The sequence below is a fragment of the Halobellus sp. Atlit-38R genome (assembly GCF_003665925.1).
GTDB classification, from domain to species: domain Archaea; phylum Halobacteriota; class Halobacteria; order Halobacteriales; family Haloferacaceae; genus Haloquadratum; species Haloquadratum inordinatus.
This window is the reverse complement of record NZ_QXIJ01000008.1, coordinates 152,681-175,690: the sequence shown is the minus strand read 5'-3', so window position 1 is coordinate 175,690 and position 23,010 is coordinate 152,681. Positions and strand designations below refer to the sequence as shown.

Annotated in this window: 21 protein-coding genes; 12 read left to right on the top strand and 9 right to left on the bottom strand. The window is 63.8% G+C overall.

Going from position 1 to position 23,010, the window contains the following annotated elements:
• Positions 1 to 38 precede the first annotated feature (38 nt).
• Both D3D02_RS12585 and D3D02_RS12580 read right to left on the bottom strand, forming a co-directional pair.
• Positions 39 to 1,040, bottom strand: coding sequence for a hypothetical protein (locus tag D3D02_RS12585; protein WP_121570341.1), 1,002 nt, complete (start codon positions 1,038 to 1,040; stop codon positions 39 to 41).
• A gap of 89 nt (positions 1,041 to 1,129) precedes the next feature.
• On the bottom strand, positions 1,130 to 1,585 hold the full coding sequence (locus D3D02_RS12580) for a universal stress protein (protein WP_121570358.1): 456 nt from the start codon (positions 1,583 to 1,585) through the stop codon (positions 1,130 to 1,132).
• Positions 1,586 to 2,203: 618 nt separating this feature from the next.
• Between D3D02_RS12580 and D3D02_RS12575 the strand changes: the two genes are divergently transcribed.
• From D3D02_RS12575 to D3D02_RS12550, 6 genes are all read left to right on the top strand, one after another.
• Complete coding sequence (locus tag D3D02_RS12575; protein WP_121570340.1) at positions 2,204 to 2,986, top strand: ABC transporter ATP-binding protein; 783 nt, start codon at positions 2,204 to 2,206, stop codon at positions 2,984 to 2,986.
• 32 nt (positions 2,987 to 3,018) lie between these two features.
• Positions 3,019 to 3,780, top strand: coding sequence for an ABC transporter permease (locus tag D3D02_RS12570; RefSeq protein WP_199723085.1), 762 nt, complete (start codon positions 3,019 to 3,021; stop codon positions 3,778 to 3,780).
• Positions 3,771 to 4,556 carry an ABC transporter permease gene (locus D3D02_RS12565; RefSeq protein ID WP_121570338.1) on the top strand — a complete coding sequence of 262 codons (786 nt, stop codon included), beginning with the start codon at positions 3,771 to 3,773 and terminating at the stop codon, positions 4,554 to 4,556. Before D3D02_RS12570 ends, D3D02_RS12565 begins: the two co-directional genes overlap by 10 nt.
• 218 nt (positions 4,557 to 4,774) lie before the next feature.
• Positions 4,775 to 5,863, top strand: a complete 1,089-nt coding sequence (locus D3D02_RS12560; protein WP_121570337.1) for an amidohydrolase family protein — start codon at positions 4,775 to 4,777, stop codon at positions 5,861 to 5,863.
• Complete coding sequence (locus D3D02_RS12555) at positions 5,860 to 6,234, top strand: Rieske (2Fe-2S) protein (protein ID WP_121570336.1); 375 nt, start codon at positions 5,860 to 5,862, stop codon at positions 6,232 to 6,234. The genes D3D02_RS12560 and D3D02_RS12555 overlap by 4 nt, the downstream gene beginning before the upstream one ends.
• Before the next feature lie 45 nt (positions 6,235 to 6,279).
• Positions 6,280 to 7,263, top strand: a complete 984-nt coding sequence (locus tag D3D02_RS12550; RefSeq protein ID WP_121570335.1) for a malate dehydrogenase — start codon at positions 6,280 to 6,282, stop codon at positions 7,261 to 7,263.
• A 386-nt stretch (positions 7,264 to 7,649) separates the two neighbouring features.
• On the opposite strand, the gene D3D02_RS12545 is transcribed toward D3D02_RS12550, so the two are convergent.
• Together D3D02_RS12545 and D3D02_RS12540 are read right to left on the bottom strand one after the other, a co-directional pair.
• Complete coding sequence (locus D3D02_RS12545) at positions 7,650 to 8,678, bottom strand: ABC transporter substrate-binding protein (protein WP_233560651.1); 1,029 nt, start codon at positions 8,676 to 8,678, stop codon at positions 7,650 to 7,652.
• Positions 8,679 to 8,889: 211 nt separating this feature from the next.
• Positions 8,890 to 9,390, bottom strand: coding sequence for a universal stress protein (locus D3D02_RS12540; RefSeq protein WP_121570333.1), 501 nt, complete (start codon positions 9,388 to 9,390; stop codon positions 8,890 to 8,892).
• Between the two features lie 203 nt (positions 9,391 to 9,593).
• Between D3D02_RS12540 and D3D02_RS12535 the strand changes: the two genes are divergently transcribed.
• The 5 genes from D3D02_RS12535 to D3D02_RS12515 all read left to right on the top strand — a co-directional run bounded on the left by D3D02_RS12535 (position 9,594) and on the right by D3D02_RS12515 (position 16,125).
• Positions 9,594 to 10,763 carry a thiamine pyrophosphate-dependent enzyme gene (locus D3D02_RS12535; protein ID WP_121570332.1) on the top strand — a complete coding sequence of 390 codons (1,170 nt, stop codon included), beginning with the start codon at positions 9,594 to 9,596 and terminating at the stop codon, positions 10,761 to 10,763.
• 2 nt (positions 10,764 to 10,765) lie between these two features.
• A complete protein-coding gene (locus D3D02_RS12530; RefSeq protein ID WP_121570331.1) occupies positions 10,766 to 11,731 on the top strand; it encodes an alpha-ketoacid dehydrogenase subunit beta in 966 nt (321 codons plus the stop codon).
• A gap of 157 nt (positions 11,732 to 11,888) precedes the next feature.
• Positions 11,889 to 13,586 carry a 2-oxo acid dehydrogenase subunit E2 gene (locus tag D3D02_RS12525; RefSeq protein ID WP_121570330.1) on the top strand — a complete coding sequence of 566 codons (1,698 nt, stop codon included), beginning with the start codon at positions 11,889 to 11,891 and terminating at the stop codon, positions 13,584 to 13,586.
• Positions 13,587 to 13,668: 82 nt separating this feature from the next.
• Positions 13,669 to 15,093: a dihydrolipoyl dehydrogenase gene (gene lpdA / locus D3D02_RS12520; protein WP_121570329.1), complete on the top strand. Its 1,425-nt coding sequence runs from the start codon at positions 13,669 to 13,671 to the stop codon at positions 15,091 to 15,093.
• An 84-nt stretch (positions 15,094 to 15,177) separates the two neighbouring features.
• Complete coding sequence (locus D3D02_RS12515; RefSeq protein ID WP_121570328.1) at positions 15,178 to 16,125, top strand: D-2-hydroxyacid dehydrogenase; 948 nt, start codon at positions 15,178 to 15,180, stop codon at positions 16,123 to 16,125.
• Positions 16,126 to 16,567: 442 nt separating this feature from the next.
• Here the strand turns inward: D3D02_RS12515 and D3D02_RS12510 are convergent, their stop codons facing one another.
• The 5 genes from D3D02_RS12510 to D3D02_RS12490 form a co-directional block, all read right to left on the bottom strand.
• Positions 16,568 to 17,338, bottom strand: a complete 771-nt coding sequence (locus D3D02_RS12510) for an IclR family transcriptional regulator (RefSeq protein ID WP_121570327.1) — start codon at positions 17,336 to 17,338, stop codon at positions 16,568 to 16,570.
• 156 nt (positions 17,339 to 17,494) lie between these two features.
• Entirely contained in the window at positions 17,495 to 17,983 is a 489-nt protein-coding gene (locus D3D02_RS12505) for a DUF3237 domain-containing protein (RefSeq protein ID WP_121570326.1), read from the bottom strand.
• A 382-nt stretch (positions 17,984 to 18,365) separates the two neighbouring features.
• Entirely contained in the window at positions 18,366 to 19,520 is a 1,155-nt protein-coding gene (locus D3D02_RS12500; protein WP_121570325.1) for an NAD(P)/FAD-dependent oxidoreductase, read from the bottom strand.
• A 131-nt stretch (positions 19,521 to 19,651) separates the two neighbouring features.
• Positions 19,652 to 20,626, bottom strand: coding sequence for a phosphomevalonate decarboxylase MvaD (mvaD, locus tag D3D02_RS12495; protein WP_121570324.1), 975 nt, complete (start codon positions 20,624 to 20,626; stop codon positions 19,652 to 19,654).
• Positions 20,627 to 20,706: 80 nt separating this feature from the next.
• Positions 20,707 to 21,150, bottom strand: coding sequence for a DoxX family protein (locus D3D02_RS12490; RefSeq protein WP_199723083.1), 444 nt, complete (start codon positions 21,148 to 21,150; stop codon positions 20,707 to 20,709).
• A 320-nt stretch (positions 21,151 to 21,470) separates the two neighbouring features.
• Here D3D02_RS12490 and D3D02_RS12485 point away from each other — a divergent pair, with 320 nt between their 5' ends.
• A complete protein-coding gene (locus tag D3D02_RS12485) occupies positions 21,471 to 23,009 on the top strand; it encodes a COG1361 S-layer family protein (protein WP_121570322.1) in 1,539 nt (512 codons plus the stop codon).
• Position 23,010 lies beyond the last annotated feature (1 nt).

Sequence of the window (23,010 nt, the reverse complement as noted above, 5' to 3'; positions counted from 1 at the left end):
TCCGCGAGAGCTCCGGTAGTGGTCACCTCGGTTAATCTTCAGGCCCCGTCGTCGGCGAACCGGAGCCGATAGTCGTAGTAGACGTCGTCGTACCGCAGGATCTGTCGTCCCGAATTGTCGACGCCGGCGTCTTTGCTGATGTTTCCGTCCAGATAGGCCCGTTTGTGCATCGCGCGCAGTACGTCCCGATACGCGTCCGAGTAGGGGTGCGATTCGCCATATTCGCCCTGTCGTGCGGTTTCGAGTACGTCTCGTGCGGCAGCCGACAGATCGTCTCGGGCGAATCGGGCGTCGACGAATCTGGCGCGCAGGATCGCTTCCATCTCCTCTGGTGACTCGGCGACCGGTTCGACGGTCGCCCGATAGACGGGCTCGTAGAACTGCTCGTGAGAGACGTCGATCCGGTACCGGCGATCCCGATAGCGGACGTGTGTCGGTGCGTCCGATCCCAACAGCGCGCTTGCTCTGCGCTGGTCGTCGTCGCGGTAGACGTAGCCGCCGCGCTGGAGCAGTCCCCACGGAGCCCCGCCGACATTCCCCCGGGCCCGTGCACCCATCTGTGCGACACGGACCGCCGTGGCGTCGCCGTCGGGTAGTTCGGACGCCGTCACCGTCGAATCGGTGTCGGTCTCGCTCTGTGTCTCCGTTTCGCCACTGGCTTCCGAGAGTCGGAGCACCGGGTGGGTCGTCTCGACCTCGTCGACGACGACGGAGTCGAGCCGGTAGTACGTCCCGTCGCGTTCGGTGTATACGGGGTTCTCGGGAGTCGACACGAATGGTCTCCGATACTGCGTCGTGTACGACCCCCCGTCCAGAACGGTCCGGAACGCCGCGTCGTCGTGGTCGGATCTCGTCTCCGAGAGGTCAGTCACGAACGCCTCGCGGAGTGAACCGCCGTCGCGAGAGAGCGTGAGCCTGAGCGTTCGCTTCTGGTCGTCGCTGGACCGATCGAGTGCGCTGAGACAGCCGGCGGTGCCGACGAGCGTCGACGCTGCGACCGTCCCGAGAAACTGACGTCTGGATGGCTGGAAGGCAGTCATCGGGGATGCGTGTCATTCAGCCCCGACGGTGAAAAATCCCGGCGAGACGGCGGTGAGGTGGTGAATCCACAGACAGCCGGTCAGTTCGGTTACCGTCCGGGTTCGACCGGCGTCTTGACTACCGTGACCGGCATCTCGGCGAGTCTGAGAACGCGGTCGGTGACGCTCCCGAGGAGGCTCCGGTACTCGTCGGGCCGGCGGCGCGTTCCCATCACGACGACGTCGACGCCGGCGTCGCGGGCGAACTCGACGATCGTTTCCGGCGGCTGCCCGTGCTGGATGTGCCCTTCGACGTCGACACCCCGAGCTTCCGCGTTTTCGACGACGTCCGCGACGGCGTCTTCGCCGACTTCTTCGAGGCCGTGCTCCGGTCCCTCGCGCTCGTCGACGTACTCGTCGCCGCTGTAGGCGTCGTACACGTCGCTATCGACGACGAACAGGACGTGCAGTGTCGCGCCGTGCTGTGCCGCCAGGTCGATCGCGTGGTCGACCGCTCGATCCGACGCCACTTCGCCGCCCGTCGCCAGCAGTATCTGCTCGTACATACTCGCAGAGTACGTCATCCGACGTAAAAAATGTCGATGGTGGGATGTATTTGACGGGATCTGTCATACTGCGTTTGTGTTGATTGTGCACACTTATCAATGTAAACGAAATGGGACAATTAGAAACAAATCTAAGTTTATAATCACGAAACTTTTCACTGCTCAGAATTTAGCCCAATTTAAACGGGTATCAATGCCGAAAGCCACGGACTTCAATTTATATTTCTGACAGCACCAAACTATATAGTGGTTTGTTTTAACGTTAAACCTAATTATCTTCTGTTTTTAATGCCGGCTCGGGAACAGTACGGAAACCGTACTGAGCCGGCACACGATGCGTCGGAAGGAAGGTTTTTGTACGATGGTGACGCTATCGATATCGTGTTACGTGGTAAGCAGTAACGGTCATAATCATTCGACCGTGTCACGTGTTCAAACTCCGTGCGGAACTCCACCGATGTGGTCTCGGTGACGTCCTCGCTTTGCGGCTGCCGGAAACGTATCACGGGACACGCTGCGGTAACAGATGACGTAAATGATCAAAAATGAACGCGGCGACGGCGAACGAGCGGCGGCGGACCGAACGGTCTCCCGCGCGCACGACGAGGTGAATCTATAATGGATGGACGAGTCACCATATCTGGACTAGAGAAAGTATACGGCCAAGGCGCAGAGCGAACGAAAGCGATCGAAGACCTCAACTTCGAGGTCGACGGCGGCGAATTCGTCAGCGTCGTCGGACCGAGCGGTTGCGGAAAGAGTACCCTTCTGTATCTCATCGCTGGCTTTCTGGACGCTACCGAGGGAACGATTTCGGTCGACGGCGACCCGATCAACGGACCGGGCACGGACCGCGGCGTCGTGTTTCAGGACTACGCGCTATTCCCCTGGCGGACCGTCTACGAGAACGTCACGTATGGACTCGAAGAAGACGGCGTGCCGAAGGACGAACGCCAGAACATCGCCCAGAAGTACATCGATATGGTCGACCTCGACGGGTTCGAGGACAAGTATCCCAAAGAGCTGTCGGGTGGGATGAAACAGCGCGTCGGCATCGCCCGTACGCTGGCGTACGAGCCGAAGATCCTCCTGATGGACGAGCCGTTCGGCGCGCTCGACCAGCCCCTCCGGGAATCGCTGCAGGACCAGTTGCTGGACATCTGGAGCGACCTCGGGAAGACCGCCCTGTTCATCACCCACGACGTCGAGGAGGCGGTGTACCTCTCCGAGCGTGTGCTGATTATGACGCGACACCCGGGGACGAAAAAGACCGTCGCCGAGATCGATCTGGACCGCTCGGGATCGCGTGAGGAGATCGTCACGTCGGACGACTTCGCTCACTTCAAGAACGACGTCTGGAAATCGCTCCACGAGGAGACGCAAACAGAGGTGACACTGTAACCGTGCGATACGCGACGTCGCGAAGCATCGAGGTGCTTCCGACCCCGGTTCAGGGCGTCGTCAACGCGATTATCGACTGGATCCCGCTCGGCATCGTGGTCCTCGTCTGGGAGCTGGTGAGTGGCGGGATCGTTGCGACCGACGTCCTCCCCGCCCCAGCGACCGTCGGAGCCGAAATCGTGGACCTCTTCGTCTCCGGCGAGGTGTTCTCTCACCTGTTTATTTCGCTGTTCCGCGTCGGCGTCGGACTCGGATTGAGCATCCTCGTCGGGGTCCTCCTCGGTGTCGGGATGGCCAGGTCCGATCCGGTCGAGAACTTCTTCGATATCTTCCTCTCGATGACGTATCCGATCCCCAAGACCGCGCTCGTCCCCCTCGCCATCCTCTGGCTCGGCGTCGGGACGAAGACGGCGATCCTCATCGTCTTCCTCGCGTGTCTGCTCCCGATCGTGCTGAACGCCTACAACGCCGCCGAGAACGTCGATCAGAACCTCGTCTGGGCGGCTCAGATGATGGGGACCGACGAGCGATCGATCCTCTATAAGATCGTCTTCCCCGCGACGATCCCCGAGATTATGACGGGGGTCCGTCAGGCGGTTCCGATCGCCTTTATCGCGCTCGTGAGCGCCGAACTCATCGCGTCGAACGCAGGGATGGGGTATCTGATCCTCACCTCCGGACAGATCGGGAACTACCCGACGATGTTCGCGAACATCGTCATCATCTCGGCGGTCGCGTTCGTGGCCGTCCGTGCCTTCGAGGAGGCGCGTGGGAGGTTGTTAGTATGGACGTAACCACCGACGCCTCGCGTGGGCTGGATCTCTCCCGACTCGTCGAATTCGGTAAGTCAGTGTACTCGCTCGTGATCTTACTCGTGCTCTGGGAGGTCGTCGGACAACTCGGCTTGATCCACTATTACTTCCTCCCGCCGCTGTCTGACATCCTCATCCGATTCGCCGAACTCACACTGAGCGGCGAGATGCTGTTCAACGCGTACCTGACGCTACAGCGAGCGCTCATCGGCCTCGCCATCGCCTCGGTGCTCGGCGTGATCGTCGGCGTTCTCTCGGCGCGGAACGACATCGTCGATTGGTTCTTCGACCCGATCATCAAGATCGGCTACCCAGTCCCGATCATCTCGCTCATCCCGGTGTTTATGCTCTGGTTCGGCATCGGCGACATCTCGAAGATCATTATGGTCGCCGTCGGGACGTTCTGGCCCGTCGCCGTCAATGCCCGCGAGAGCACTCGACAGGTCGAGACCAACCTCATCTGGTCGGCGCAAATGATGGGCACGAGCGATCGGCGACTCCTCTGGCGCGTCGTGATGCCCGCAGCGCTGCCAGGTATCCTGACCGGGTTTCAGATCGCGATGCCGCTCTCGCTGATCATCACGTTCGTCTTCGAGATGGTGGCCGGCGGTGGCGGCCTCGGTGCCTTAGAGATCCAGGGCGTTCGGTCCTTCGAGTCCGCCCAGGTGTACGCGGCGATCATCGCGATTATGCTCATCGGCATCGGTCTCGACCGTATTCTTCGCTTCGTCCGCGGCCGACTGCTTCACTGGACCTGAACTTCGGCACCGTTTTCTTCGAGCCCATTTCGTCCGCGTGAACTCGCTACTAGACCGCTCGCGGCCGTTTGGCTCCACGCTAGCGTAAAAATCTAAATGGTTGTCCATCAAAGATTCTCTTGTATGTCAGAGACAACCACACACGGTCACGCTGCGGCGGGCAGACGCTCGGCGGAACGGGCCACTGTACTCAGTATCGTTCACGCGGAGGGAGTGCGATGATCGACGCGGCACGAGAGCGGATCATCGACTGCGATTGGCACTATCAGGACTCGTTCAAAGAGGTCGCGGCGTATATGCCCGAGCCGTGGCGCACGAAGTACAAACACAGTAACTGGGACGACGCGGGCGTCAAGCAGAACCTCAGTTCGTTCTTCCCGACGTCGACGGGCGACAGACAGAACTACGGGAAAGTCGTCCGCGAGCACTCGAACTACCCAGACGAACCCGAAGAGCCCGAACGCGTCAGGGAGGGGATGGACTTTCTCGACATCGACGTGTCGCTACAGATCTCACACCTCATCCTCGCGATGGGCGGCGTCAACGCCGACGACAAGCGCGTCCAGGCGTTCACGAAGGGGTACGTCGAGTATATGCTCGCAGAAGTGCTCGATCCCGACGACGGCGTTTACGGACTCGCACCGATGCCGTACGGCGACGTCGAGGCCTCTCTCGACATTCTCGACCGAATCGAGGACGAGGAGGCCTACGTGGGTGCGTGCTTCGTCACTGCGGGTGCGAGCCCACCGCTCGGAAACCGCAAGTACGACCCGATCTACGAGCGGTGTGAGGATCTCGACCTCCCGGTCGTGTATCACACCGGCGGCTCCGGGCTCGACGAGTACGTCCGCGCGGGGTATCAGGAGATGATCGAGACGCACACGCTCGGGTTCCTCGAATCAAATATGTCCCAGATCGTCAGCGTCGCCTGCCAGGGCGTCCCCGAGAAGTACCCCGACCTCGACATCGTGTTTATGGAGTCCGGCGTGACGTACATTCCGGGCCTCGTCAGCCGTCTCGACGAGGAGTACCTCAAGCGCCCCGAGGAAGCGCCGCTGCTCGATACGCGCCCCAGCGAGTACATCACGGACTTCTATTTCGGCACGCAACCGCTCGAAATCTCCGCACGGAACGAACTGCTCGAACTCTGCTTCGATATGATCGGGACCGACCGACTCCTGTACGCCTCCGACTACCCCCACTGGGATTTCGATAGTCCGTCCATCATCAACGATCTACCGATGCTCGACGACGACGACCGACGCGCGATTCTGGCGGGCAACGCCGAAGGGGTGTTCGGACTATGAGCGACGGCCTCGTCGAGGTCGGTCCTGCGACCGAGTTCGAGGACGGCGACCACGCCATCGTCGAGGTCGGCCGCGCGGAAGTCGGCGTCGTCCGCGCCGACGGGGAGTTCTACGCGCTCAGAAACCAGTGTCCGCACGACGGCGGCCCTGTCTGTACGGGCACCGTCCAGCGCGAACTCCTCGGCGAGTTCACCGGCACCGGCGAACGCGTCGAGCAGTACTACGGGGAGGAGTGCATCATCTCCTGCCCCTGGCACGGCTGGTCGTTCGAGTTGGAGACGGGGACGCACATCGGCGACGAGCGCATCCAACTGCCGATGTACGACGTCGTCGTCGAGGACGGGATCGTCTACGTCGACACCGCCGAATGAACCGCACGGGGCAATCTACTTGTGTCTCAGCGGTGAGGTGATCGTATGCACGTCGCGATCATCGGCGGCGCGAGCACCATCGGATCGACGGTCGCCTACACGCTCGCCGGGCTGGCACCGACCGTCGACGTCTCGCTCGTCGACATCGACGAAGGGGCGGCCTGGGCGCACGCGACCGACGTCTCTCACGCGGGCTATCACTTCGCGAACGCTCCGGGTGCGTCCGCGGGGTACAACCCGGACTCCGTAGGGACGATCGACTCTGCGACGCCCGGGGAGTTGCCCGCGCTCGATCCCGACCTCCTGATCTTCAACGCCGCCGCCCCCCAGCCGGAAGACGCCACCGACCGCGGCGCGCGCGAGGCCGAACTGGAACGCAACCGCGAGATCGTCGAGGACGTCGCGGAGGACCTCACTGCGCTGGATCCGACGCCGCTCCTCGTCGTCACGAACCCGATCGACCGCCTCGTCTATCACTTCTACTCGCTCCTCGGGTGGCCCCGGCGCTGCTTCCTCGGCTACTCGCTCTCGGAGACGGCGCGAGCCGCGGACGCTCTCGCCGACGGACTCGGCGTCCACCGAAACGACGTCTACTGTCCGATGATGGGCGAGCACGGGGAGAACGTGGTGCCCGTCTTCTCGCGGGCCCGCGTCGATGGCGAACCAGTCGAGATATCCGCCGACGAGCGCGCGGACGTCCGCGAGTTCGTGCGCGACGTACCATTCGAGATCGCGAAGAAGCGCGGCGTCGGCGAGACCTCCCGCTGGGTCACGAGCGCCGGCGTCACCCGCGTGGTTCGTACGATGCTGGCCGCAGACGAACAGGCTACGCGCGATAGCGACGGGACCGGCCCGTTCTGTCTGTCGACACCGCTCGCAGGCGAGTACGGGTTCGAGGACGTCGCGCTCAGCGTCCCCGTCGACGTCGACGCCGGCGGCGTTGCGGCGATCCACGAGTGGGAGCTCACCGACGAGGAAACCGAACAGCTCACCGACGCGTACGACGCCGTCCGTGCAGATCTCGCGTAGGATTCTCTTCAGGACCGCTGTCTCGCTACGAAAAAGAGAACCCGACAACCTGCGGGCAGATCACGCCGTCGTCGGTCGGCGTGCTGCTGACCGCCGAGATGGCGTGACCGAGCGAAACGTCGTCCGGTCGATGGCGTCGACCGCGGCTGGGGTGCTGTGATCGCGAGGTGATCGTGCGTTCGCTGTGTGGATGTGGTGGGGTATCGGCGTCGCTAAGCCGCTGGGTGCCTCTGTCGGTGGTGCCTCTCGAGCGTCCTGCGAGCACGTGCCACGAGTGTCTCTGACTTCCGGTTTCGTGGATCCCCGTGCGATCCTTCTGTCCCATATTACAAAACGTTTGCCCTGGTGTCGTTCTGCTAATCGGAACGGACGCCGCTGGAGTTGCGTCAGTTCGAGGGGACGAACTCGTTGGTCGCGTACTCGCCCACGTCGAAGCTCTCTTCGACGAAGCCGAGGTCGACCAGTTCGTCGATCGCGAACTGGAGCCGTTCGATGTCGATCCCGATGTCCTGTCGGTAGTAGTCCTGGTTCGTGAGGAAGAACCCGTCGACAAGCGACTCGGGTAGCTCGAAGTGTTCGGCCGCCAGCGAGACGACTTCCGAGCGGTTGTCGTAGCAGTAGTTGACGAGTTCGTCGAGGTCTTCGCCCCACGCGCTGATCGCGTCGGACTTCTGGTCGATGGCGTTGTTCGACGCGACCGTGTACGCGAACGGGTACGCTTCGTCCCAGAGGTCCTGACTGCGGTAGACCTCGGTGAAGCCTTCGGCGCGGGCCGACACCGCGAACAGGGCGGGGAAGATCCCCGCGTCGATCCGCCCGTCGTTGATCGCCGAGACGAACGTCGGGAACGGCAGTTCGACGATCTGCGCGTCGCTCCCGAAGCTCAGATCTGCCTGCCGGATCCCCTTTTCGAGAATCGCGTGCGTCCCCGTCCCCTGTGCGTTGACGCCGACGTTCTTCCCTTCGAGGTCGGCGATCTCGGTGATGTCGGAGTCCGGACCTGAGAAGATGGTGAACCCGTACCATTCGGGGTGGGCGTCCCAGAAGTCAGTCGAGATCATCGTGATGTTGCCCGGAACGGCTTCCTGGCGGACTGCGGAGGCGTAACTCACCGTAGTCAAGAGGGCCATATCCACTTCGCCGGCCGCCATCGAGTTCAGCGAGTCGGGCGTACTCTCGTTACGCGTCACGCTGAGTTCGTATTCGGAACCCAGATTCGTGAGCTGATCTTGAATCTCCGGAATCGCGAAGAGCGAACCCAAGTTCTCGACCGGGACGGTAAAAGCGAGCCCCAGCTCGGGGGTGCCGCCGCCGCCCGTGATGCCGGAACAGCCAGCGAGACCCGCTAATCCAATTGTACCAGCCGCCGCACCGGACTTCAGGAACGACCGGCGCCGAATGTTATCGAATGCCATCATCGAATGGGATAGATACGGGAGTATATAAAATCACCTGTCTCCCTGGAGGGATGCAATCGTCATACTGCGGCCAGACGCACTGGCCTGTTTCGGCGCCAGCGTACACGCGGTGCTGACAATCGCTCGCCGTCCCGTACCCTCGAACGGAGCTGTCCCAGTACGGCGGAGTGTCCCGTCACCGCGAACGCGGTGGCGGCCTCTGTTCATCTCACTCCTGCGACATCCCCGTCACGACGGGGCGGTCCGCCTCCAAGAGGATCGACTGCGTCTTGCTCCCGAAGACAGCCTTGCCGACCGGGGTGCGCTGTCGCCCACCGATGACGAGATACTTCGCGTTTCGTCTGTCGGCCTCAGCCAGGATTTCCTCGACCGGTTCGCCCACGCGCCCTTTCAGGACCGTATTGGATGGGCCGTCGAGTGTGCCACGGACGACGTCGCGTGCGACACCGGTGGCGTGGCGTTCGCCGTCGTCGACGGTGTACTCCTCGGTCTCCTCGTGGGGGTGCTGGTCGGCGCCGCCGTACGAGGCCGGCGTCGTGACCGTCAGCGACGACCCGCCGCCGGCGGCGCTCCTGAACTCCTCGAAGACGTCCTGCGGCATTACGTGCAGTACCACGTGCTCGACGTCGAACGCCTCGGCCAACTCAGCACCGCGTTCGACGGCGTGGCTGGGAATCGTTTCGCCGTCGACCGCTGTGAGTATCGTCATACACGATACTCTAAGTGGGAGCTAATAAATCGTGGTGCCGATTCTACACCTCTCGGCCGGTCGCCATCGGGCGGTTGCTCACACTCTGAGGGACATTCGGCACCAAGGCGTCGAGAATCGCAACCTCGTCACGCTCGATAGAATCACCGAACGTCACCACCCGCGATTTTATTACCGGGCCCACGAAACACCCCGTTCGTCGAATGAGCGATAGAGAGTCAGACATACGTGCATCTCCAGCTGTCGGCGACGACGGCGGTGGCGAGGTGCGGTATCTCTCCCAGCGAAATCTGGAGGTACCCACCCATCAGATCGTCTCCCCGGACGGCACCTACGACCAGGGAGCGATCCCGGACCTCGACGACGAGGAGTTGTGCGACCTGTACCGGTGGATGGTAACAGATCGGGTGTTCTCACGGCGGATGGTGAACATCCAGCGGCGCGGTGAACTCGGGACTTTCGGGTCTACCCGAGGTCAAGAGGCGAGCATCATCGGCAGCGCGTTCACGCTGCAGCCCCAGGACTGGCTGTACGTCGGGCGCGCGTGGACGCCGATGTTTATGCGCGGCGCGTCGATGAAAGATATGATCCTGTTCTGGCGCGGCATCGAGGAGGGCCAACAGGCCTTCGCGCGTCAGAACTCCCAGATCGCGATCTCGATCGGCTCACACCTCCCGCTCGTCGCGGGCATCGCGTGGGGAATGCAACTCGACGACGCCGACGCGGTCTCGACCGCCTATCTCGGCGACGGCGCGACCAGTACCGGCGCGGCCCACGAGGGCATCAACCTCGCGGGATCGCTCGGACTGCCGGCGCTGTTCTTCTGTCAGAACAACCAGTACGCCATCTCGATGCCCTTCGAGCAACAGAGCGGTGCGAACACCATCGCCCAGAAGGCGCTCGCGTACGGTATCGACGCCATCCGCGTCGACGGCCAAGACGTGCTTGCGGTGTACGACGCGGTCCAGAGCGCGCGCGAACGCGTCAAGAACGGCGATCCGGTGTTCGTCGAATCCGTCACGTACCGCCTCGACGCGCACACGACGAGCGACGATCCCACCCGGTACCGTGACGACGAGGAAGTCCAGCAGTGGGAAGAAAACGATCCGATCGAGCGCTACCGGATGTTCCTGAAGTCCGAGGGCCTCTGGTCGGAAATCGACCACGACGCCATCGTCGAGGACATCGAAGCCGAGGTCGACGAGGCGCTCGCGGCCGCGAACGAGTTCGAAGAGCGCGGCGTCGCAGAGATGTTCGCGTACGTCTACGACGATCTGCCGCCCGAACTCGCGCGCCAACTGGACGAGTTCGAGGAACTGCTCGAACGCCGACCCGAGATGTACGACTACATCGAACAGCGACCCAAAGGATGACTATGCAGGCTACTATCGTACAGGCGGTCAACGACGCACTACACACGGAGATGGAACGCGACGACCGAGTCGTCGTCTTCGGCGAGGACGTCGCCGAGAGCGGGGGCGTCTTCCGCGCCACCGACGAACTCCTCGAGGAGTTCGGAAGCGACCGCGTCGTCGACACGCCACTCTCGGAGATCGCGATCGTGGGCGGCGCGGCGGGAATGGCGATGTACGGCTACCGCCCCGTCGCCGAGATCCAGTTCTCGGGCTTTCTCCCCCCGGCGTTCGACCAACTGGTCACGAACGCGAGTCGGATTCGCTGGCGAACCCGCGGCGAACTGAGTGCGCCGATGGTCGTCCGGATGCCTTACGGCGCGGGCGTCCGCGCGCTCGAACACCACTCCGAGAGCCTCGAAGGGGCCTACGGCCACATTCCCGGCCTCAAGGTTGCGGTGCCGAGTACGCCCGCGGACACGAAGGGACTGCTCACCGCGGCGATCCGCGACCCCGATCCGGTGCTGTTTATGGAACCGAAGCGGATCTACCGCTCCGTCCGCGACGAGGTCCCCGAGGGCGAGCACGAAGTCCCGCTCGGCGAAGCGGCCGTCCGTCGCGAGGGCTCGGAGTTGACGGTCGTCGCCTGGGGCGCGATGATGCCGGCGACGCTCGAGGCGGTCGAGCAGAGCGGCGTCGACGCCGAGGTGATCGACCTCCGCACTATCTCGCCGATGGACGCCGAGACGGTCGTCGAGTCGGTCAAGAAGACCGGCCGCTGCTGTGTCGTCCACGAAGGACCGCGAACGCTCGGCGTCGGCAGCGAGATCATCGCCCGGATCAACGACGAGGCGCTGATGTACCTCGAAGCCCCGGTCGAGCGCGTGACCGGCTTCGACACGCCCGTCCCGCTGCTGTCGATGGAAGACTTCTACTTCCCGCACCCCCCGCGGATCGTCGAAGGCATCGAGCGCGCGCTGTCGGTCTGACGACGCCGTCACACTCTAACTCCGGACTCACCGGCTCGGATCATCCTTCGGTCTAGATTCGACGTATCGACCACAGCGTTTTTATTTTCGTTTTGCCGGAGTCCGAAACCCGTGATCGCAGGGAAATACTGAAAGGGGAGTGCGTCGACCGAAGCGTATGGTTGAGCGAACTTTCGAGCTGCCGGACCTCGGGGAGGGTATCGCCGAGGGCGAACTCGTCTCGTGGCTCGTCGCAGCGGGCGATACTGTGGAAGAAGATCAGGTCATCGCCGAGGTAGAGACAGACAAAGCGCTCGTCGAGATTCCGAGCCCCTACGACGGGAGCGTCACCCGACTTCACCACGACGAGGGCGAGATCGTTCCGGTCGACGCCGTCATCGCCACGTTCGAGGTCGAGGGCGACGAAGAAGCGGCGACCGAGCGCGACTCGTCGAACACCAGTGCCGACGCCGAAAGTAGTCCCGGAGAGACAGTCGCCGACGCAGCCGACACCGACGCGGCGGCCACAGGCACACCCGCCGACGCGGCCGCAGACGCTGGCCCGGGCGAATCGCCTGTCCCGTCGGGTCGCGTGTTCGCGTCGCCGAGCACCAGAGCGCTCGCGCGGGAACTCGGCGTCGACATCGGCGCCGTCGAGGGCAGCGGTCCGGGTGGCCGCGTGACCGGCGCCGACGTCCGCGCCCACGCACAGGGTGCCGAAACTCCCGAAGGCGAGGAATCCACTGCTGGGGCAGCGACCGCAAGTGCCGCAGCTGCCGACACCGCGACGACGACTACCGACTCCGAAGCGGCGGCCGCAGTCGGAAACGGCACGGCCGAGGCTGTCGAGCAGCGAGGGAGTGGCAGTGGCGCTGCTGCCGAGCGAGACCGCACGCTCGCGATGCCGGCGACGCGACAACTCGCGGCGGACCTCGGCGTCGATCTGAACGCCGTCCCCGCGAGCGAGGAGCGGGAGGGCGAACCGTTCGTGACGCCGGACGACGTTCGAGCGTTCGCGGCGGAGGGTAGTGACGGGGCCAGCGGCGCCGCATCCGGCGTCGCCGGCGCGACGACCACCGAGGAGGCGAAGTCGGCCACTGAACCGGTGACGGCAGCAGACGAGCGGGCCGCGGCCGAAGCGTCTGACGAGGGCGCCGCAGCCGGCGATCTCGCCGACCGACCGGGCGAGCGAGTCCCGTACCGCGGCGTTCGGCGCACGATCGGCGAACAGATGGCGGCGTCGAAGTACACCGCCCCGCACGTCTCCCACCACGACGAGTTCGACGCGACCGACCTGGTCGAGTTGCAGTCGGAGTTAGCAGCCGCCGCCGAGGACGAGGGCGTGAAACTGACGTATCTCCCGTTCGTCGTGAAAGCGATCACGACGGCGCTCGCGGAGTTCCCGTACCTGAACGCGAGCCTCGACGAGTCGGCCGAGGAGATCGTCCTCCACGAGGAGTACAACGTCGGGATCGCCGTTGCGACGGACGCGGGGCTGATGGTGCCAGTCGTGAAGCACGCCGACGAGAAGGGGCTGAAGCAACTGGCCGAGGAGATCCGCGACCTGGCCGAGCGGGCGCGGAACCGACAGATCAAGCCCGAGGAGATGCAGGGCGGCACGTTCACCATCACGAACATCGGGGTCATCGGCGGCGAGTTCTCCTCGCCGATCATCAACCACCCCGAAGCCGCCATCTTCGCGATGGGGCCGATCAAGAAGCGCCCGTGGGTCGTCGACGACGAGGTCGTCGCCCGGAACACGATGCGCTTCTCGATGTCGGTCGATCACCGCCTCGTCGACGGCGCAGACGCCGCGCGGTTCTCGAACCGCGTGAAGGAACTGCTCGCAGAACCCTCGCGACTCCTCCTGGAGTAACCACAATCTCGGTTCCATCCGCGGATTCGCCCCGCCGACGCGGACGGATGACTTTTTGACTGGGGAGCGAGACGAGAGGGGTATGGTAATGGGCGATATCGCGACGGCGACGGATCTTCTCGTGATCGGTGCAGGACCTGGGGGCTACGTCGCTGCGATCAGAGGCGCACAGTTGGGTTTGGACACGACGCTCGTCGAGAAAGACGCCTACGGCGGCGCCTGTCTGAACCGCGGCTGTATCCCATCGAAAGCCTTCATCCACGGCGCCGACGTCGCCCACGAGGCGCGCAACGCCGAGGAGATGGGGATCCACGCCGATCCGGCGATCGATATGGTGCAGATGCAGGAGTGGAAGTCCGACGTCGTCGACCAACTCACGAGCGGCGTCGAGAAACTGTGTAAGGCCAACGGCGTCTCACTGCTCGAAGGGACGGCCGCGTTCGAGGACGAACACACCGCCCGCATCGCCCACGGCGGCGAGGGACAGGGGATGGAGACCGTCGAATTCGAGCACGCGGTGATCGCGACCGGCTCGCGACCGATCCAGGTTCCCGGGTTCGACTTCGCGGACGACCCCGTGCTCTCGTCTTCGCAGCTCCTCCGGATGGAGTCCGTCCCGGATCGACTCGTCGTCGTCGGTGCGGGCTACATCGGGATGGAACTCTCGACGATGCTCACGAAACTCGGCACCGACGTGACCGTCGTCGAAATGCTCGACGACGTGCTCCCGGCGTACGAAGCCGACGTCAAGCGAATCGTCCGCAAGCGCGCCGAGGAAATCGGCATCGACTTCCACTTCGGTGAGGGCGCGACCGGCTGGGAGGAGACGGCCGACGGCGTGCTCGTCTCGACCGAAACCGAAGCCGGAGACGTCTCCGAATACGCGGGCGACGCCGTCCTCGTCGCGGTCGGGCGACAGCCAGTCACCGACACGATGGAACTCGACGCGATCGGCCTCGAACCGAACGACGCCGGATTCATCGAGACGGACGACCGCGCGCGAACGGACGTCGAGAACGTCTTCGCAGTCGGGGACGTCGCGGGCGAACCGATGCTCGCGCACAAGGCGAGTGCCGAGGGAATCGTCGCCGCCGAAGTCGCCGCCGGCGAACCGGCCGCGCTCGACCAGCAGGCGATCCCCGCCGCGGTGTTCACCGATCCTGAAATCGCCACGGTGGGTCTGACCGAGGACGATGCCGCAGACGCCGGCTTCGACCCCGTCGTCGGGAAGATGCCGCTCCGTGCCAGCGGGCGCGCGCTCTCGATGGGCGAGTCCGACGGGTTCGTCCGCATCGTCGCCGACGAGGCGAGCGAAATCGTCCTCGGCGGGCAGATCGTCGGCCCGAACGCCTCCGAGATCGTCGCCGAGGTCGCGCTCGCAGTCGAGATGAGTGCGACGCTCGAAGACGTCGCCGGCACGGTGCACACGCATCCGACGCTCGCAGAGGCCGTGATGGAAGCCGCCGAAAACGCGCAGGGACAGGCGATTCACACGCTGAATCGCTGACCTGGAGCCAGCCCAATCCGCGGCGCGCTGCAATCATTTCGTTTCCATCCAAGGAACTATCCCTCCGCAGTCGGTGGATCGGGTATGCCGCACGATCGAACGATCCAGCGCGTCGGTATCCACGAGTGGGGAACGCATCCGGTTCCACCCGCACATCTCCGGGACCTTCTGCGGGAAATGGACGGACTCGATTGCGAGTTCGCGGTGTGCGACACCGACGACGTAGCCGACTTCGACGGCGTCGTCACGCTCTTTCACCACGACGAGTTCGTCGGGGCCGTCGAGTGGGTGCACAACATCCGGTCGGGGTACGACGATTTCCCACTCGACGACTACCGCGAGGCCGGCGTGACGATGACCAACAGTACCGGCGTCGCGGGCGACCTCGTCGCCGAGACGGTCACCGGTTTGGTCCTGACGCTCGCGAAGGGACTCCACCGCTTCCGCGACCGACAGAACGACGGCGAGTGGGAGCGACTCCCCTGGCAGCGGCCCTTCGAGATCAGCGGCGCGAACGCCTGCGTCGTCGGTCTCGGCGAACTCGGGGGCAGCGTCGCGACCCGACTCGGCGTGCTTGGAATGAACGTCGAGGGCGTCGACATCCGTCCCGTCTCGGGTCTCGGACTCGACCGCGTCCACGACGTGTCGCGCATCGAGGACGCCGTCGCCGATGCTCGTTTCGTCGTCCTCACGACCCCACTGACGGACGCGACCCGCGGACTCGTCGATGGAGACGTCCTCGATGCGATGCGCGAGGACGCATATCTGGTCAACGTCAGCCGCGGGCCGATCGTCGAGCAACACGCGCTCGTCGACGCCCTCGAAAACGACGACATCGCGGGTGCAGCACTCGACGTCTTCGATCCCGAACCGCTCCCCCGGGACTCTCCGCTCTGGGAGATGGACGAAGTCGTCGTGACGCCGCACGCCGCCGCCCAGGCGAACACCTACGGCGATCGGATCGCCGACCTCGTCGAAACGAACATCGGCCGACTCAACGACGGTGCGACGCCGTGGAACGAGATCGTGTGAGTCGAAGCGCCCGCGGACGCCTTTCCACTCCCTCGCTCGTCGCTTCCGATCCGGGTCATCGGAACCGTTCCCAGATTCTCGCCGGACGATACGACGTGTGATTCACGAGACTGACGACAATCGCTACGAGTGGCTTGGCAGCTTTCGCCTACGACGTAGTCGCGTTCCGATCTCGCGAAATCTGCTAGCCAAGAGAGGATCTCACGATCTGGACCCCTCGTTCTTCGTGTACGTCATCTCCCAATTGACGATTCTTCCGTGGTTCGATCGGGAACATTCCTACAGAGTCGTTCTTCTCTTACGAACAACTATTCGTATCTAGTTTGGGTCGAGTAGTCTCTCGATGCAAATGGGTTCGTCCGAAGGCGTGGTCCGACGCGATCCAGATGCCGACGCGCGTCACTGCTCGATACGTTCCGCCACAAAAAGCGGCCGACGGGAACTACGAATGTGTCTGGTTGAGTTCGATGATGTTCGCGGCCCGCCGAAGTTCCGGAAGGATCTCCTCGTCGATGCGCTCTTGATCCATTCGGCTGACCGGGCCCGACACGCTCAGCGCGCCGGTGATGTCGCCGTCGCTCAGGATCGGCACGGCCACGCAGTTGAGTCCTTTGATCCGTTCTTCGCGGTCGTACGCGCACTCGCGCTGTCTGATCTCGGTCAGTTCCTCGAACAGTTCCGCTCGATCGGTGATCGTCCGGTCGGTTTTCGCCGGGAGGCCGTGGCGCTCAATAATCGCGTCGACGCGGTCGCGCGGGAGGTACGCGAGAACCGTCTTTCCGAGCGCGGTCGTGTGCAGTCGGACGGACTGTCCCGTGTACGAGTCGAGGCTGACAGCGTTCTCTCCGTGCTCGCGGGCCAGAAACACCCCGAGGCCCTGCTCTTCGACCAGTAGGTTGGCGTACTCGCCGGTGGCCGCCGCGAGGCGCTCCATCTCTGGGGTGGCAACCGTGTAGAGTCGCTCTCTGGACCGTGCGTAGCCGCCGAGGTCGAGGAACCGAAGCCCGACCTCGTACTGTTGGCCGTGCTGTACGACGTAGCCTTCGTGTTCGAGGGTCCGGAGGTAATTGTGGGCGCTGCTCTTCGGGATGTCGAGGTGGTTCGCGAGTTCGGTGACGGTCGCGCCGTCGCGGGACTTGAGCGCCTCGACGATCCGAAACGTCGTCTGCGCCGTCTTCACGGGCGTTTTCGGCTCCGCGTTCGTTCCATCCATACGATGTTCATAATCGTTCGGAACATAATAGTTGTCGTTCGTTTCTCGTGTACGACCGTTCGAACACCGGGGTATCGCGCTATGATTGGTCCCACACCGAGCATCACGCAGGGCGTCCCACACACTGGGACGCCGACCGCCGTGTCCCGAATCGGGCTAGCGGACCCGGTAGACGGCCAGTCGCACGCCGTTCGGCTGGCGAGTCCCGGCGGCGACGAAGACGCTCTCGGTGAGCCACTCCAGATCGGGGGCGGCCGTCTCGAACTCCGGGACGGACGCGAAGTAGACGTCGTCGGGTTCGACCGGGAGTCCGTCGCGCAATCGCTGGCTCGTCTCCGGATCGGCGAGTCGCATCCCGCGGTTCTCGACGTACACTCGCTCGCCGTCGGTCGTCTCGAACGCGTACTTTGCGACGAGTTCCGTCGGTCGCCGCTCCCGGTAGAGTTGGTAGTCCGCCCCCGCTTCGAGAACAGTCCCTTCGACACGCCCCGACACAGTCCCGCCCAGGATGGGGATGATCCGTCGCTGTCCGTCGCCGGTTTGACCGATCTCGATCGGCGACTCGACGTCGATCTCCAGTTCCATCACGCGTTCGAGGCCCAGTTCCAGGTTCGGATCGTCGGTCTGCCAGGTATCGTCTGCCATATTTTCCCTGTACCTCGAATATACATAACCGTTGTGCGTGAAACTCGATCCGCCGTCGGTCAATCCATCTCCGACGGCGGGTATAACATATGTACCAGTGTTATCTTAATGTACTTTCGCCGCCAAGTGAAATCCAAACATAACGGTATAAGTAGTATATAATCTATATTTTAAATCTCTATTAGTATATTCACTTAGAGCTCTTGAGTACCCGATTTCTAACTGTCATTGAGGACCAAATTTAGTATATGAAATATGGTATAACACCGTAAATAACACTGAACAGATTGTACCCGGATGCAAAAGCCTCGACCAGTTTCGTCGACTCGCTATCTCCGACTCGGATGGGACGCCGGTATTCGGCTCGGCGGGTCGAACGCCCTCAGGCTCGCAACTCCGCTTCGACGAGCTCGACGGCATCTCGGACCGCGCCCACCGAGCCCAGGTGTCCCGCACCGACGGCCGTCTTCATCGCTTTCGCTGCCGCGCCGGTCACGACCTCCGGACCGAGTTGGGCCACCGTCCCCTCACCGATTGTCACGATCCAGCCCGGGACCTCGAAGCGGTAGGGATCGAGTCTGGGATCGAAATCGTCACCGTTGGCACTCTCGTAGTCGACGAGGCGGGCGATGTTTGCAGCGACCGTTCGCGCCTCACGGAGCGCGGCGGACGCAGAGGCGGGCACGGGCTCGCCGTCGGCGTCGACGGCGCGAGCGGCGTCGCCGACCACGAACGTGTGCGTGTCGAGTCGGAGGCCCTTGCGAACGATCGGACGGTCCCCAGCCATCGCGTCCGTGCCTCGGATTCCGCCGGTCCAGACGAACACGTCGGCGTCGAACCTTCCGCGATCGGTCTCGACAGCGTCCGCCGTCGCGCGCTCTACCGTCGTTCCGGTCGAGATCGACACCCCACGGGATTGGAGCTCGTCGCGAACCGCTTCTCGGAAGTTCGGCGGGAAGTTCGGCGCGACGTCGTCCAGTTGTTCGAGAAGCGTGACCTCGGCGTCGACGCCTTCCTCGCGTGCCAGCGCGGCCAGTTCGCCCGCGGTCTGGACGCCCGACAGGCCCGCGCCACCGACCACGACGTGAATCGGCTTCCCTCCGCCGTCTGTGGAATCCGTTCCGAGCGCGTCGAAGAAAGCCTCCCGGATCGCGAGCGCGTCGTCGACGGACGTCAGCGGGAGTCCGTGTTCTGCGACGCCCGGGATACCGTAGTCGGCGGTCGTCGATCCGAGACAGACGGCCGCGTAGTCGTACGCAACCACATCGCCGCTGGCGAGATGGACCCTCCGTTCGTCGCGATCCACATCGGTTACGTGGTCGGTTCGGACCGCCGCTCGATCGAAAAGCTCCGACAGCGGGACTCGAATCGCGTCGGCGACGCTCGGGCGTCGGATGACGCGGTGGACTTCGTGTTTGACCAGGTGCGTGTCAGATTCGTCGACGACGACGAGGTCGACCGATGGCGGGAGTGTCGATTCGAGACGGCGCGCCAGCGTCACGCCGGCGTAGCCGGCTCCGAGGATCACGACTCGCATAGCTTATCGTTCGGACCGGAGGGCAAAAGGGCGAACGGCCGTTTTGCGGCGACGACGGGAAACGCGGACCGAGACGGGGCGACGCACGAGGGGCAGAGACGACGCGAGCGGCTGTGGCGGCGCGAGCGCGGTCAGAACAGGGCGTCGGACTCTGAGAGGATCTGTGCGGGGCCGCCGACCTCCCAGACGTCGGTGTCGACGCCGACCGCTGCGATCCGGTTCTCGACGGTATCGACGTGCTCTGCGGTCGTGTTGACGTAGACGCTCGCGCCCGTGTCGGTCGAAAAGAAGACCGGGACGTTCTCGTCCTCGCGCAGCTCGCGGACGGCGTTGAACACGGCAATCGTGTCCGGCTGCCAGTAGACCCAGCCCGCGGGTCCGGTCATCGTCGTCGCCGTCAGAGACAGCGAGTCGTGTTCGGCCAACTCGAACGCGCGGTCGAAGTCGGCGTCGTAGAGCGCGTCACGCATCTCGTCGATCTGGTGGTGGACGTGCGCCATCCGCGCCTGGAACATATGGCTCTCGGCGGCCTCGCGGTGGGCCTGCTCGGTCTCCTTGTAGGCGGGGACGTGCGCGGCGACGATCCGGAGTTCGTCTTCGAGGTCCGTCTCGATCCGTTCGGATCGGCAGTCCCGATCGTTCATCCCCGAGTAGAGGTGCGAGAACGCGCCGGTGACAGCGCGGGCGGCCGACGACGAACCCCGACGTGCGATCGTCGAGACCTCGGGGCGAGTCATATCGAGGCCGGCGGCTTCCGCGAGGGCCATCGCGGCCGCGGCAAAGCCCGAAGACGAGGAGCCGAAGCCGATGTTCGAGGGGAAGGAGTTCTCGGATTCGAGTCGGACCGGGTGTTCGACGTCGGCGAGGTCGCGGACGTGCTCGACGACGGCGTCGATGCGCTCGGCCCCGCGGCCCTCGACGCGGTCGCCGCCGATCAGGTAGACGTCCTCCTTGGCGTCCGGCTGAAATTCCACTGTCGTCGTCGTGGCGCTCGGTGCGGTGCAGACGCTGATGCTGTCGTGATACGGGAGGCGAAGCTCCTCGTCGCGCATCCCGTGGTACTTGATCAGTCCCTGGATCGGATGCGCCTTGGCGGTCGCCTTCATACCCCTACGCGGGAGGGACGGCGGGTTAAACGTCCCGATGACTCGATCGGGTGGGCAGAAACGCTCCGTTCAGCGAGTACTTACAGTCCTATACCGACCGCGTACGGCCACGGAGCCCCGGCGAGGGCGAGAAAGACGAGCGCGCCGCCGAGAAGCGCGACGTTCTTCAGGAAGTTCGTCATCTCCGACTGCTGCTGCTCTTGAGGCACGGCCCAGAAGTCGTGCATCGCCGGGGTCGAGACGAGCAGGAACAGCGCGACTGCGCCCGCAGCCAGCGCCGGGAACGCGCCGATCGCGATTCCGAGGCCGCCGAAGAGCAACATCCCGCCGCTGAAGACGACAGCCAGGCGCCCGGCCGGGATGCCCTTCGACTCGGCGTACCCGGCCATCTGGTCGACTCCCTGGAAGTGATTCAGTCCCATAAACGCCAGTACGACGCCGAAGAGAACGCGTGCCAGGAGGAACGCGATTCCTTCGGAACCTGCGTCCAGTTGCAGTACCATCGGTGAGATATCTGGTATCATCACAGTATGTAGTTCGTAGACGAACCGATATATAATTTTCCTGACTTTAATGATACCAGGTGACGTCGCCGTAACGTGCTGAAGCGGCCAACGCTTTCTTATCCTGATAGCGAGAATCGGGATGGGAAACAGCCACTACGGGCCCGAGAGAGCATTTTCGCGTTCAGACGCCGAGAACACGAATGCTGTTTGTAGAAATTTACAATACCTTATATAGCAGGCGGTCGATGGTGTGGTATCGACCGTAATTCGCGTCGACAGTCGGTGGACTGTAGTGGTAGCACGCCGACTACGCCGGCGACGCGAGCGGGTCCCCACCTATGACACGCAAGGCACTGGCAGTCCTGATCGTCGCATCGCTCCTCGTAAGTACGGTTCCTGCCGCTGCGCTCACCTCCAATCCGAACATCCAGACAATCACGCCCGATCCCTCGCTCCAACCCGGCGGCGTGAACGAACTCTCCTTCCAGTTGGTGAACGACGGCGAGGGTGCCGAAGACGAAACTCGCTCGGCGCACAACGTCCACATTCGTCCGCGTGACGTCGGCCGGATCGACGTCGAGACCAGACACCTCTACGTCGAACAACTGCCCGACGGCACGCCCGCCGGTCTCTCGCTGAAACTGAACGTCCCTTCAGACATCGAGAGCGGCACCTACCGGATCCCCCTCCGACTCTCGTATGAGTACGACAGCGGCGCGGGCAACGACGTCGAACGGAAGACCACCATCTACCTCCCCGTTCGCGTCGAGTCCGGCCCCCGATTCGACGTCGTCGACACCAGTTCGACGGCGACCGTGAGCGGACAGGGGACCCTCGAAGTGACGGTCCAGAACGTCGGCGACTCCGCGGCGTACGACTCGACGCTCACGCTCTCGTCGTCAGCCCCGGACGTGCAACTCGGGTCCAGCCAATCGAGCACGCGCTTTGTCGATACCTGGGAACGCGGCGCGAACCGGACTTTCGAGTTCGAGACGACGCTCGGTGACAGCGCGACTGTCGGCAACTACTCGCTCGGCGCGCAGATCGACTTCGAGAAGCCCAGCGGCACGACCGGATCGACGCCCTCCCTGACTGTGCCGTTGCGGGCGCTCCCCGAGATGACGTTCTCGGTGGACGACGTGAGCAGTTCGCTCCGCGTCGGTGAGACCGGAACGCTCTCCGGGACGGTCACCAACACGGGTCCGAAGGCCGCAAACAACGCGGTCGTTACGTTCCCCGATCCGGGTCCGACAGTCACGCCGATCGAAACGTCGGTCGCCGTCGGGTCGCTCGAACCGGGTGAGTCCGCGCCGTTCGAGTTCGACGTCGAAGTGACGAGCAGTGGGTCCGCAGGCCCGCGACAGTTCGATCTCGCCGTCGACTACCGCGATCAGGACGGCTCCTCGCGACAGTCCGACGACATTCCCACGCGCGTCGAAGTCGGTCCCAAGACGCCCGAGTTCGACGTCGAACCGGTCAACGGGACGCTCAGCGCGGGCTCCGACGGTGAGTTCGAGGTGACTGTGACGAACACCCGCGACTACGCGGTCTCGGACGTCTCCGCGAAGATCTACATGGACTCGCCGCTGTCGTCGTCGGACGACGAGGCGTTCGTCGACCGCCTCGAACCCGGCGAGTCGGAGACGGTCGTCTTCCAACTCAGCGCCGGCGGCGGCGCGACGGCGAAGACCTACCCGGTGAAGATGGACTTCCAGTACGACGACGAGGACGGTGACACGATCATCTCCGACACGTACCAGATCCCCGTCGACGTGACCGCTAGCTCCGGCGGCGGGCTTCCGATCGTCCCGATCCTCGTCGTGGTGGCGCTCGTCGTCGTCGCCGGCGGATACCTCTACTACCGCCGGCAGGGCTGAC